Below are 12,737 nucleotides of genomic sequence, written 5' to 3'. Positions count from 1 at the left end.
CCGTTGCTGACTACTGTGCCGTTGCAGATCTTCGCGTGTGCTTTGGCTGCGGAGAAGGGTTATGACGTGGATCAGCCGCGTAACCTCGCCAAGTCCGTCACCGTCGAGTAGCCCAGTCACATGAAATTATTCGGAACCGATGGTGTTCGTGGTGTGGCTAATGGGCTGCTGACTGCGGACCTTGCTCTTCGTCTCTCCCAGTCTGCTGCGGTGGTGCTGGGACATCGTCGTGCGGACCAGGGCCGCAGACCTGTTGCTGTTGTGGCACGTGATCCGCGGGTCTCGGGGGAGTTCATCTCCTCCGCGGTGGAGGCCGGGTTGGCCTCCTCAGGTGTGGATGTCTATGACGCTGGTGTGCTGCCCACCCCCGCAGCGGCGTTCCTGGTCGCCGATATCGAGGCTGATTTTGGTGTGATGATTTCTGCCTCGCATAACCCGGCCCCTGATAACGGGATCAAGTTCCTCGGCCGTGGCGGGCATAAGCTCGATGACTCGGTCGAAGATGAGATCGAGGCCCAGATGGGCCAGGCCCCTGTGCTGCCCACGGGGGATCAGGTCGGGCGTATCAAGCGGTTCTCTGATGCAGAAGACCGGTATGTGGTGCATCTGCTGCAGTCCTTGGGGGAGGTCTCCCTGAAGGGGCTGAAGATTGTGCTTGATTGCGCCCACGGTGCTGCCTCGGGGTGTTCTCCTGAGGCGTTCGCTGCTGCTGGTGCTGAGGTCATTGTCATTGGTGCTGACCCTGATGGGATCAATATCAATAAGAACTATGGTTCAACGCATCTGAAGAATTTGCAGGAATCAGTCATTTCTCATGCTGCTGATCTGGGGATCGCTCATGATGGTGATGCTGATCGGTGTCTGGCGGTGGATCACACCGGGGAGATCATCGATGGTGATCAGATCATGGGGATCCTGGCCCTGGCGCTGAAGGAAGCCGGTGGGTTGAAGGATGACACTCTGGTGGTCACGGTGATGAGCAATCTGGGGTTGAAGCTGGGGATGGCTAAGGCTGGTATCAACCTGGTGGAGACCGCGGTGGGGGACCGGTATGTGCTGGAGGGCATGCGTGCTGGTGGGTTCAACCTTGGCGGTGAGCAGTCTGGGCATGTGATCTTCAGCGATTATGCGACCACCGGTGATGGTGTGCTGACTGGTTTGCAGTTGGCGTCTCGGGTGGCTGCTACGGGTAGGTCATTGCGTGAGTTAGCTGACGCGGCGATGACTCGGTTGCCGCAGGTGCTGATCAATGTGGCTGGTGTGGATAGAGCCCGGGTGAAGTCGCATGAGGTGGTGCAGGAGGCTGTGGCGGCGGTGGAGGCCCGTTTGGGGGAGTCTGGGCGTGTGCTGTTGCGGCCATCGGGTACTGAGCCTGTGGTGCGGGTGATGATTGAGGCAGAAACTGCTGATCTTGCTCGGGCTCAGGCGCAGGCGTTGGCTGATGTCGTCAAAACCGAACTCGCGCTCTGAGTTCACAGCCTGATACGTCGAGCGTCACCAGACCAGCTTTTCTTTAGCTGACTAAAGCATCCTTATCTGATCGAAGCCCGTCCGCCAGGAGAAACGCACTTGTCAGCAGTTTGGCCCCACCATTTTGAGATCGACGTCGTCCAGGAAGCATTCGGCGCGCGACTCGCCGGCTACACCATCGCGCTAGAAGCGTGGCGACGTGGGCTGCGTGTCCGTTTCCTCGACAGCCAGTTGCGCAAGTACGAGATCACCGACGGCACGCGGAAGATTCGGTTCGATAAGTCGCGCCCCCATCTCACCACCGGCGAGGCTATAAGAATCGAACAGAACAAACACCTCACTGCCACCCAGCTCCGCAAAGCAGGGGTGCCGGTCCCGGAGAGTTGGGTCATTGACCCTAGCCACGAGGGCGTCGAACGTGAGCTCTTAAACCTCGCCGACCAGATAGGTTACCCAGTGGTCCTCAAGCCCTTGAGGGGGAGCATGGGCCGCGACGTATATACCAACCTCGGGACACCGGCAGAGCTGACGGGCACTTTCCGTTATCTGACTCAGAACGCCACAGGCAACAAACTAGTCCTTGAGAAGCACTTCAGCGGCCAGGACTACCGGGTGCTCGTCGTCGGAGACAGATTCGTCGCAGCATGCCTGCGCAAACCGGCCAACGTCACCGGCGATGGATCCAGCACTATCCAACAGCTCATCGACTCCAAGAATGCCCTCCGCAGACAGAACCCCTACCTCTGCAAGAAACCGATCATCCTCGATAGGGAGGTGCAGGAGTACCTCGCCAAACAGAATCTCACAATCAACAGCATCCCTGCCGAAGGCACAGAAGTCCCGCTACGAGGCAAAGCCAACGCCAGCCAAGGTGGAGACAGCATTGATAAGACCGCTGAGATCCCTGACGCGGTGAAAGACGCCGCCATCCGCTCCGTCGCTGCGATCCCCGGGCTGGCCATTGCTGGAGTGGACATCCTCTACGACGCTGACCGAACACCGGTCGAGGACAGCTTCCGCGTGATCGAACTCAACTCTCGACCCGAGATCGAGATCAATATGTACCCCTGGGAAGGAGCAGGGCAGGACGCCCCCAAGCATATTCTTGACGTGTTCTATCCGGCCAGCGCCCGATCCGACGATCCCACCATCACCAAGCTGGCGCTCAACCTGGAACAGTTGCTTGCCCCGCTTCGAGGAGCCTCTGCAGACCAAGTAACAGTACGGAAGAAGCCAAGTCACAACTACCCTGTGCGGACGCTCTACCGTCACGGACTCACCCTACCGCTCAGTGAACAAGAAGAAAGCAACATCTATTTAGCGGCAAGACAAGCTTCAGTATCCGGAAGACTTTGGCGCGAAGGAAACGTCGGCTATCTTGCCCTATTTGGGACAGCAGACCGGGTCCATAAATTCCTTCGCCTGGCAAGCAAACAACTTCAATTGGAGCTTGAATCAGAAGAACGCTGGACTGGCGTAGTCAAGCAAGGGTTCCACATCAGCAGCTAGACGAAATGGTCGCCAAGTAAGGGCGCCTCAGCGGCTGCTGAGGCGCGATCGAATCGAGCGCACCCCTCGCTTCACCTGCTGAAGTGCCGTATCCGGTGCGGCTCGTTCCGCCGTAGCCAGCTTCGCTTGAAGCTCAGCCACGTTCTTCTGCGCGTGAGCGAGTTCCTTCCGCAGCCTAGCGATCTCCTGACGCCTGCTCTTCAACTTCACATTCGCCGTGGAGATCCGCTTCCGTAGGTTCTGAACCTCGGCCCATGTGCGTGTGGTGCCCGCCTGGTAGGCGCTCAGCGGCAGATCATATGTGGGTTCTTCCCACGTCTTCCCGTTGAGCGGATACTTCAGCAGCCGGGGCTCCAAGCGCCGAATCAGCTCCCGGAACAGTGCCAGCTGCACCCGGTCAATCTCAGGCACCGAGAGCATCAACCGGATCATCCGGCGAGAGCCGAACAGCTGATAGGTATCGAAAGTGACGTCTGATTCCACGATATGAGCATGGTTCCAGTTGGCCACCCGGTGTTCCCATAGGAAGAGGTCGGTCGACCGGTAGCCAGTAGGAACGGAGCGCAGCTTAGTGGTCTCGATGTACTCCTGAAAGCCCTCCTGGCCCAGGTCCCACCAGGGGTCATCCAAAGGCTTATCTGCATCTTTGCCGCGCTTTGTCAGACTAGCCATACGCCGCGCGGACAACTCCAAAGACTCCGAGAAGTGCAGCATAGTGGCGAAATGCCATTTTCCGACGCCATTGATCTGGCCACGGATGTGAAGGGAGTCATGCGGAAGATTGGAGTGATAGACCCAGGAAATTACCGTATTGGAACGTCGCGAGCTCAGCTCCCGCAGCAGATTGACATACTCCTTAGGTGGACGCTGGGCAGTGTTGAGATCAAACAATCGGTGCGACAGCCCCAAATCAGCGGCCATCGTGGCCGCCAGTTTATCCCGGTGCAACTCGCGGCTCTGCCGACCCGATCCTAAAGCTTTCGTGTAGGTGAAGACTTCCACGGACTTCTTGTTTTGAGCCCGTGCGAAGGCAGCCAGTGAAGTCCTCGAATCGATTCCTGCACTGGCGGAGACCACAACCTTCCGTCCGCTCTCTAGCAGAACCGCCACCTGCGTCTCGAGTACCGGCTGCATCAAGTCAGCCGCCTGCTCGACCGTCATTGGCTCGTAGGGACGGGGGCCGATGCGTGTGATGTCTCCAGTTCCCAGTGTGAGTTCAGTATTTGGCGTAAGGAGCCAGACGCCGTCGTACGGTGTGGTCCGGCCGGGGTAATCCTGAGTCTTGGGCTGACTCAACCATTTGGTGAACTTGCTGGCTTTGCGTTTGAGCGTTCGCCCTACAAGGTTGACGTGCGAAGCGATCAGGGTTGCTTGGTCATCATGGAAGAGGGCCCGAGATGCTATGGCATCAGTTTGAGCACGGACCTCACCGTGAACGCGATCCAACACCACGAACTGTCCAAACATCTCTTCCAGGACATCCAGGTAAGCCTGTCGGGAAGACTGCAGAGCAACGAGGAGGCGTGCGGCAATCGTACCCAAATCCGTGGTTCCCAGATTGGGATCCAGCGCGTGCCCGCAGATCAGCACTTCTTGATCCTTGGCGGATGCCACGGCCACGGACACCCTTGGGTCCCAACGGAACACACGCCCGGCAAACTCCCGCTGTCCCCAGAATTCCGGTACCGCGGGCGTGGTGTCCTTCGTGTGCAGCACATAGCCACGCGCAAAGCGCAAGTGACTGTAATCCGGAGCAGCCTCGATCTTCTGCGGATCAGCTACCACGTGGTGGACCGCAGGAAGTCCGATATTGTCCCCAGTCATCAAGCACTCCTCATTAGGCAATTCCTCTACATCCTATCCAGGGCGGCTCCCTATAGAGTCCGGTTCAGCACAGACTCAACCATTGCGTGCCGGCCCCTTAGACTCGGAGGCCAGACCACAGTGGCATACTGGAAAATCTGAGCAGCACGCGTCAGAGTCACCGCACAAAGCAGCATCAAGGGGAGCAGAGCCAATGAACACAGAGCAGGCTTCCATGCGTGCTCGTCTGCTCTCAAACTACCTGCAGCACGCAGAGACCCGGGGACGGGCTCTAGAGCGCACCGTGCTACGCAGCGAATCCCTGCACATGCGAGACATTCTCGCCTATGGTGCTAGCGGCGGAAAACACACCGCTGAGGAACTTGCCGAGAACATTCTCAAGGGCCGCATAAAACCCCAAGACGTGGACAGCGCGTGGCTGGCCACACTCGCCAGCGTGGCCGGTCTGCAGAACATCAAAGAGAGCGACACAGACTTCGCCATAGCTGCCCTGGATCTGAGCATCGCGGCGTTCTCCGACGACCGCCGCGAATTCAACCGGCTCAACAAGCTCCGTGCAGAACTGTTGTTCGAACAAGGCCGCTACGCCGAACTGGACCGGCTCATGGACCAGCATCCCGACGTGGCCACTTACTTCTACGGCTACCTTGAAGTCGACAGCCGCAGCCCTCACGTTAGGCAGCGGGGCAAGGCCCTCACCGAAAACCGATGGCTTGCCGGGTTCAACCGCCAGTTCCTCAGCAACAACTTGCTGCCGGTGCACCTTCGCCCCGGCCAGGAAGCGCCATTCAATCGGCTGACCACTCCACGTGTGCACGGACCTGCCGCAGCCGTCCCCGGACGAGACGCTCTGGTGACCGTCATTATGACCACGTATAGGCCAGTGCGCGAAGATGTGATCCAATCCGCGCAGTCCATCCTCGACCAGACTTGGAAGAACCTCGAACTGCTCGTCGTCGACGACGCATCTCCGGATGAATTCGAGCCAGTACTGGAGGAACTCGAAGCCCTCGATTCCCGTGTCCGAGTCATCCGTCAAAATGTCAACGGCGGTACTTATGCGGCCCGCAACGTAGGCATCGCCCAAGCGCAAGGCGTGTTCATCACCGGACAAGACGCTGACGACTGGTCCCACCCCCAGCGCATCGAAACTCAGGCCAACCACCTGCTGCAAGATGCTGCCGCGCCTGCAAACCAGGTTTACACCGTCAACATGACCGAAGATCTCGTCCGCATTCGTCGCGGATACCATCCCTTCATCCCCAGCGCCCCGACGCTTATGGTCCGCACTCATATCCTCCGAGAACTCGGCGGATATCTCCCGGCCCGGAAAGCAGCAGACAACGAACTGCGTGGGCGGGTAGCCGCCTACACGCGCCGACCCGTGCGGCATATCAAAGATCCGCTGATCTTCATGCGGATCCTGCCGGATTCGCTGTCCCGAGCAGACTTCCGGCCCGGCTGGCAACACCCGGCCCGCCGTGCGTTCTGGAGCGCCTACAAGAGTTGGCACCAGCAGGCTGCACCGGCGCAGCTGGCCCGGGCTGGCCGAGAGATCTCTCCGATTCATATTCCTCCGCGCTTCACCACACCACCTTCGGAACCGAACAAGCTCGATGTAGTCATCGCCGCCGATTGGTGCGAATTCGGGCAGCGGCAAGCCGCAGCTATGGAAGAGATCCAGCAACTGCGCCGCAACGGGCACACGGTGGGAGTACTGCACCTGGAGAACGCGGTGCACATCTCTCGCACCGCCAGAACCTATAGCGCACCTATACAACGGCTCATCTCCGCGGGAGACGTCACTGACGTCCTAGCCGACGAAGACTTTCACGAAGTCGCCCTGCTGCTGGTCCGCGGGCCCGAGCTGCTGCAGTTCATGCCTCACGGCACCACGGCGTTCCGCCCCGGCCGGGTGGTCGTCGTCGCCGACAAACCACCGGTAACCGGTGACCAGGTCCACTATGTTCCTGAGGACTGCACCCAGCACGCCGCGGAGTTTTTCGGCACCCGCCCGCAATGGATACCCACCCACGCTGCTGTGCGCGCAGAGCTCACAGGCATGGTCTCCACAGAGCAGCTCAGCAGTACCGACTGGCCGCTCGCCTTTGACCCCCAACACTGGCAGGTGCGCAGAGAACGTCCCAGGAACCTCCGCCCCGTCGTGGGCCGCTGGGGCGGAGAGCTTCCGGCCGCCTGGCCGGCTGAACCAGACACCGGAGTCATCCGGGTCGAAGACAGCCGCGCTGAAGAGGCTGAAGAGGGTGAAGCCGATAGCGCGCAGCCGGATGACACCGGAGTCGACGACACCCAGGCTGATGACACGGAAACCGCATTGGTAGAGACCTCATCATCGGAGACCGCGCTTGGGGCGACCGTCAAAGAGACCACGAGGCAGATCATTGAAATGATCTGGCCCCTCGACGGGAGTATGGACGTGCGCCTCTACGGCGACACAGCCGCAGCTATTCGGCTCCTTGGAGGCACCAGGCTTCCCTCCGGCTGGATGGCGTTCTCGCCAGAAACTATCAGCAGACGCACCTACTACCGGTCCCTGGACTACTTCGTTCACTACCCACAGCCCGGATACCGCGAAGGACAAGAGATCGCGATCCTTGAAGCTATGGCCGCCGGATGTGTGGTGATCCTGCCAGAAGAGTACACAGATACCTACGGCGAGGCCGCACTCTATGCCCCGCCGCATCAGGTACAGGACCTCATCCGGCAGCATCACGCCAACTGGAATCTGTACCTGGCTCAGTCACGTCGCGCTGTTCAGTACGCACACTTGCACGGCAATCGAACCTTCATCCCTACCATCGCCGAGCTTCTCACCCTCGACCACCAGGCCCAGGAGGCACACCCCTGATGAGAGGTATTTCCACCAAGCAACTAGCTCTCGTGGTCCTCTACGCCCTCGCACTGCTGGCCGCGCTGGTCGCCGTGCTGCTGGAGCAGTGGAAAGCCGCCGCCGTCGCAACTCTTATGAGTATGGGCATCTTTGCTGCACTGGTGGTGCTCACCCTGGCTGCCATGACCGTCAGCGCACGCAGCAGCCGCCTGCGGCTGAACGAGATCCGCCGCGCGACCATGAGTTCCGGCGGCACCTACCTGCGCCGCATAGCGCGCGCCGCCGAGGATCACACCGCCCGGTTGGACAAAACCATCCACGACGCCGAAGACCGGCGCGAAGCCGCAGAACAGCGGATGCTTGCGACCCTGGAAGCGCACCGGTTAGAAGTCGAAGAGCGCCTCGCGGACCTTACGGATCGACGCTCCGCCGGCTGAAGCTGCCGCTGCTACGACTACCTGCGGAGACCGTTCTGGCCGCATTCGCAAGGGGACTTTCAGTAAGACCCAGCGCTACGTCGATTCGGTGCCCAGGCCGGCACCCTCGGGTGCTGCTGCAGATGATCCACGGGCGCGGTGGGCCGCGGCACGAACAGCATCGGCAGCCTCGGCGGTCAACGCTTCCAGCATGATCTGCGCTTCAGGGACAAGTCGAGTCCGCGACGTCACGGCGCCGTAGAGTTCCGCCATCACCTGTGCCTGATGTGCCAGCTTGACGACGGCGTCGTCGTCCTCGCCTTTACGAAGAATCAGCACCGGGATGTGCAACTTCAACAGCCTATTCCAGTAGTCAGCACGCATACGGCCTGCTCGTTTTGCCAGCTCGCCGTTCTGCCCGCGGGCCAAAGCCATAAGCCCGAAGCAGTCATGCAGGAAACGCAGCTGCTGAACTGCTGGAATGTCAGCGCGGGAGACATTGACCCGCGGCTGCACCTCTGGCGGATCCAGGGTGATGAAATAGCAGTCCACGTCTTCCACCAGGGCGACAGTTGTGGCATGCAGAAATGCGCTGACCATGAACGGATGGTCGCTCGCATAGATCAGCGACTCATTGAACCGATATGGTAGCCGGCGCAGAAACTCTGTGCGGAAGAGCTTCTGCACATGGAGACTGTTGAGCCAACCAGCGTGGTAGTCGCCTGCATCCTTGGGGTTCTTCGGTGGCAGCACATTAGGAGCTGACCGGTTGACCCCTACGTAGCGTCCCACAATGACTTCGGCACGCTGTCTGTGCCCTGCTTCAGTCATGGCCTCTAGCGCCTGGGGACCCAGGTAGTCGTCGGCGTCGAGGAAAAAGACGTACTCCCCTCTCGCCTCGTCAAGAATCGTATTCCGCCCCTTGGACGGACTGCCGGTGTTTCTGTGACGGCGCACAGCATATGCCGCCCAGTCGGCCCGTTGTTCGAAATTTGTGGCCAGGCGCACAGTCTGGTCCGTGGAACCGTCGTCGACCACCAGTACCTCGATGTGCTGGGCACCGAGTGTCTGCTCAGCCACGCTCGTCAGGCACCGAATAATCCGTTCAGCGTCCTGGTGTGTGGTGATCCCCACCGTCACCAGGGGCGCGCCGGAGCTAGGACGTACTGAGCGCCGCTGCACGGGGAGCAGCGGAGTTCGAGGCATCAGGAGTTTGCGGGTCCGGCTGGCGGCCCTTCTGACTGCACTCTCCGCCATTGACTCCTCCTGACGCTTGCGGGTTTGCCCACCGGAACTTGCGGGTGAGCTTGTCACAACTTACTAGAAGTCGACGGCGACGCAGGTCCGGATTTCTGAGCATCGTCTGTGCGGGATCCTTGACGCGGCCTCAAGGTGATCACGGTACGGTCGGCAAAAATGCCCGACCCGCACCAACCTGCAGACTAGTTAGAGAACGGATTCGCCAATGAGACGCGGACGTCGATCCCAGAACTCTGCCTTTCTGGATTTCACCGTTGGTGAGTACTACAGGAGAGGCACTCAGCTGCGCCGCGACCTCTCCGACAAGACCTATGTCCACCAGCTGCTGCGAGAGAAGACACTGGGAGGAACCCGGATCGGGCTGCCGAGGCAGTACGCCATCCTCACCTCCACAGAGCAAATCATCCCTGAGATCCTGGGGGAGCGCGTGGCGCTGAAGTTCGCCCACGGCTGGTCCGCCAAAGGTGTGATGCTACTGGAGCATCTGGGGGGCGGCCGCTACTTCGATTATATGGTTCTGCGCGAGCGGACCATCGCTGACATTCGTCAAACTCAGCGAAACGCCCTGGCGCAGTTTCCCAATAAGAACGCGGTATGGATTGTGGAGGAGTTTTTGCGCGGAGCTCAGCCCGGCGCCATTCCCTACGACTACAAGTTCTACATGTTCCAGGGGCAGATCGGTGCAGTAGCTCAGATTGACAGAAACTCATCACCACTGCGCGCCGTGATGCTGGACGGCGACCTGAAACCTCTCAGACTTGGGCAGGACTACTGGACCGGCAGGAACGATACGCAGCAAACAGTGCCGTTGGTCCCGCGCTCTGCGGTGATGCTCTCACGGTGGGCCATCGAGCTGGCGAAGATGACCGACGCCCCTTTCTCCCGGATCGATCTCTTCGACACAGTAGACGGGCCGTACTTCGGTGAGTTCACCTTCTCCACGGGCGCCGAAATCAAAGGTCGCGTGACCTACAGCGATCGCATCCATAAACACCTCGACAGCCTCTTCGCTGATGCCCAGAAGGAGCTCAAAGGGGAAGCGGTGCAGCCACGCGAGAGCTGGAGCACCGTGCTGCAGAAGACCCCTCCCGAAGTTCTGGGGACTCAGCCAGTCATAGATCTTCAGGAGTATCAGCGCTGCGCCTACTACCTGCACAACCAGGGAAGTCTCGGTGGCTTCCGCCTCGCGCAGGCCCAGGAAAGACTGCTCGACAGCGGCGCAGATGAGACCGTGAACCAATACGTCGTCGACGCCCACCATGCAGCGAGACACCAGGCACGTAGGCTCGCAAGTCCCCCCGAACCGCAATGGCGGCGCCAGGCCAAGAGAATATACAAGAAGGTTTCCAAGCTGATGCCGGTCTCTCTGCCACTGGCGCAGAGATAAACGGCTCATTCCGCTGGCTTCAGTACACTTCTATCCCGATGCTAAAGTCACTTGCCTTCGCCGCAGAAGCTGCTCGACGAGCCGTACACGTGGTGACCAAGGTCCCCGGCGCAGACGTTGTACTCGCCCGCGCCATCGTCTTCTCCGGCCGCGTTGTCCCTTCCGCTGCAGAAGCGGACTTCACCGGTCACAGCCGACCCCTGCGTCGACTTCACGCCCAAGCGGCTAACCTGGTGTTTGAGGCCAACGCCCAAGGGGCCCACCGTTTGCTGGAGCGCCTCAACATCACAGACGCCACCGATGCCGGCTACCTCGAGCGTCTCGCGGCACGCTACCAGCGCCTCCAGCGCTACGACACAGCCCTCACTATGCGCCAGCGCGCCGCGGAGCTCGAACCGCACAATCCCATACGGCACCTGGCACTGGGACGAGCTCTGCAGCGGGCCAGCAGCACCGGACTGCAGCGCGACCCCATCGCAGGACTGACCACAGGACCTCAGCCGCGTACTGAAGAAGCACGGGCTGCACTTACCCGAGCAGCCGAACTTGCCCCGAAAAACCCCGCCATCCTGCACGAACTCGGACGCCTGGAGTTCGACCACGGTGATCTCCATAAGGGTTTGGCACTGCTGGAAGCGGCCGTTGAACAGCGCCCGAACGCTGCGTGGCACATTGACGTTGCCAAGCGGTTCCGTAAACCTCATGTGCTTCAGCTGGAGAAGGCACTGGAGCACTACGAAAAGGCACTGCAGCTGGACCCGCGCCATGACCAGACCCTTCGCCACATCATCACCATCGGCTGCCGGGCAGTCAGCGACTGGCCGCGCCTGTGGCGCAGCGCCGAGCTCTACGAGAACCACCGCAGTCGCGCTACCAGGGAACGACGGCGCGAGGCGATGGACCAGCTGGCTGTTCTGTTTGAGGGGGCAGATCTCGATGCGTCGCAAGCAGCAGCCGCCGTGCGGGTTCTCGACCAGGCTGAAGCTGCCGGAAGTCGACTGTCCTGGCCCACCACCGCACTCGTCAGCTACCGGCTGCAATTCGCCGGCCACCTCGATGAAGGCTTCAAACTGCGCCGACGGTTAGCTGAACGCAGCCTTGCTTGGCTGGGTACCACCTCCGGGGGGCATATAGGCCACCGGCAGAAAGTCCTGGCCGCACTGATCTACTTGGACAGGCGTGCTGAAGCTCAGAAGCTCATCGACCCCCTGCCATGGGAGCCGCAGACGGACCTGGCACGTCAGCAGCTGGAGAAATTGGCGGCGGATGTACACCTCACCCGAGGGGACCTTCAACCGTACCGGGACTACTCGCGGCGGCAGCGACTCCGCGTACCGCTGCCGGTGGATGACACCATGGAGTCCCTGGTTCGGGGCAGACGAGTAGCCATTGTGGGGCCGGTAGACACCGGCGATACCCTCGGCCACCTCATCGATGACTACGACGTGGTCGTCCGGCCACGATTTGCTCCAGACTTTGTGGCGCAGCACCCAGCATCCCAGGGCAGCCGGACAGACATCGTCTACATCAACGGACAGGATATTGATCCGCTGCTGCCCCGGCTCAGCGCAGCGATCCAGGAAGGATCCCTGCAACTGGCCGTAGCCCGACCTATCAGTCTCCAGCAGCACCTGACCCGCCAACTGCCTTGGCTGCGGTTCTACCGCCAGGACTTCTCCCTGAACTTCCACGGGGGCCCGCTTGGCGTCCAGCGGTTCATCTATGACCTGCTTCAGTTTGAACCAGCGGAGATCGCGGTGTTCAACAGCGACATGTACACCGGACTCGACCCCTTCGCCTCCGGATACCGCGACGCCAAGGACACATCCTTCGGTCCTGGGTCCATCATGAATGACCTCATCGTTCTCCACGACCTGCTCTTTGACTTCCGGTACCTGAACTGGCTGCGGTCCACCGGAGTCGTCACCCTGCACGGACGGACAGCCGAAGTCGGAGCAATGACTGAGGAACAGTACATCCGCGCCATTGAAACCGGCGGTGCGCTGCGGTGATCAACTGC

8 protein-coding genes are annotated in these 12,737 nt (G+C 60.5%); 6 read left to right on the top strand and 2 right to left on the bottom strand.

Features of this window, described 5'->3' with window-relative positions:
* The first annotated feature begins 120 nt into the window (after window positions 1–120).
* Entirely contained in the window at window positions 121–1,470 is a 1,350-nt protein-coding gene (glmM, locus tag ABEA23_RS04090; protein WP_345476793.1) for a phosphoglucosamine mutase, read from the top strand.
* A gap of 99 nt (window positions 1,471–1,569) precedes the next feature.
* Window positions 1,570–2,979 (top strand): hypothetical protein, encoded by a 1,410-nt coding sequence (locus ABEA23_RS04085; RefSeq protein WP_345476792.1) that lies wholly within the window; start codon window positions 1,570–1,572, stop codon window positions 2,977–2,979.
* Window positions 2,980–3,006: 27 nt separating this feature from the next.
* On the opposite strand, the gene ABEA23_RS04080 is transcribed toward ABEA23_RS04085, so the two are convergent.
* Complete coding sequence (locus tag ABEA23_RS04080; protein ID WP_345476791.1) at window positions 3,007–4,803, bottom strand: hypothetical protein; 1,797 nt, start codon at window positions 4,801–4,803, stop codon at window positions 3,007–3,009.
* A 193-nt stretch (window positions 4,804–4,996) separates the two neighbouring features.
* Between ABEA23_RS04080 and ABEA23_RS04075 the strand changes: the two genes are divergently transcribed.
* Together ABEA23_RS04075 and ABEA23_RS04070 are read left to right on the top strand one after the other, a co-directional pair.
* The gene (locus tag ABEA23_RS04075; protein WP_345476790.1) at window positions 4,997–7,672 is read left to right on the top strand and encodes a glycosyltransferase; all 2,676 of its coding nucleotides are present in this window, start codon (window positions 4,997–4,999) and stop codon (window positions 7,670–7,672) included.
* A complete protein-coding gene (locus ABEA23_RS04070; protein WP_345476789.1) occupies window positions 7,672–8,091 on the top strand; it encodes a hypothetical protein in 420 nt (139 codons plus the stop codon). Before ABEA23_RS04075 ends, ABEA23_RS04070 begins: the two co-directional genes overlap by 1 nt.
* A 75-nt stretch (window positions 8,092–8,166) precedes the next feature.
* Here ABEA23_RS04070 and ABEA23_RS04065 read toward each other — a convergent pair whose 3' ends face one another.
* Window positions 8,167–9,276: a glycosyltransferase family 2 protein gene (locus ABEA23_RS04065; RefSeq protein ID WP_345476798.1), complete on the bottom strand. Its 1,110-nt coding sequence runs from the start codon at window positions 9,274–9,276 to the stop codon at window positions 8,167–8,169.
* A gap of 259 nt (window positions 9,277–9,535) precedes the next feature.
* On the opposite strand from ABEA23_RS04065, the gene ABEA23_RS04060 reads away from it, so the two are divergent.
* Together ABEA23_RS04060 and ABEA23_RS04055 are read left to right on the top strand one after the other, a co-directional pair.
* On the top strand, window positions 9,536–10,717 hold the full coding sequence (locus tag ABEA23_RS04060) for an ATP-grasp fold amidoligase family protein (RefSeq protein WP_345476788.1): 1,182 nt from the start codon (window positions 9,536–9,538) through the stop codon (window positions 10,715–10,717).
* Window positions 10,718–10,755: 38 nt separating this feature from the next.
* The gene (locus tag ABEA23_RS04055) at window positions 10,756–12,729 is read left to right on the top strand and encodes a tetratricopeptide repeat protein (RefSeq protein ID WP_345476787.1); all 1,974 of its coding nucleotides are present in this window, start codon (window positions 10,756–10,758) and stop codon (window positions 12,727–12,729) included.
* Window positions 12,730–12,737: the final 8 nt, after the last annotated feature.

Origin of the sequence: Nesterenkonia rhizosphaerae (assembly GCF_039544555.1) — a bacterium.
Taxonomy (GTDB): domain Bacteria; phylum Actinomycetota; class Actinomycetes; order Actinomycetales; family Micrococcaceae; genus Nesterenkonia; species Nesterenkonia rhizosphaerae.
Note: the sequence above shows the minus strand (reverse complement) of the source record. Positions and strands in the feature narration are given on the sequence as shown.

Excerpts from the sequence above, each read along its gene's own strand:
- ABEA23_RS04080 (WP_345476791.1), bottom strand. The coding sequence starts at position 4,803 with ATGACTGGGGACAATATCGGACTTCCTGCGGTCCACCACGTGGTAGCT.
- ABEA23_RS04055 (WP_345476787.1), top strand. The coding sequence starts at position 10,756 with ATGCTAAAGTCACTTGCCTTCGCCGCAGAAGCTGCTCGACGAGCCGTA.
- ABEA23_RS04070 (WP_345476789.1), top strand. The coding sequence starts at position 7,672 with ATGAGAGGTATTTCCACCAAGCAACTAGCTCTCGTGGTCCTCTACGCC.
- ABEA23_RS04075 (WP_345476790.1), top strand. The coding sequence starts at position 4,997 with ATGAACACAGAGCAGGCTTCCATGCGTGCTCGTCTGCTCTCAAACTAC.
- ABEA23_RS04060 (WP_345476788.1), top strand. The coding sequence starts at position 9,536 with ATGAGACGCGGACGTCGATCCCAGAACTCTGCCTTTCTGGATTTCACC.
- glmM (WP_345476793.1), top strand. The coding sequence starts at position 121 with ATGAAATTATTCGGAACCGATGGTGTTCGTGGTGTGGCTAATGGGCTG.
- ABEA23_RS04065 (WP_345476798.1), bottom strand. The coding sequence starts at position 9,276 with ATGCCTCGAACTCCGCTGCTCCCCGTGCAGCGGCGCTCAGTACGTCCT.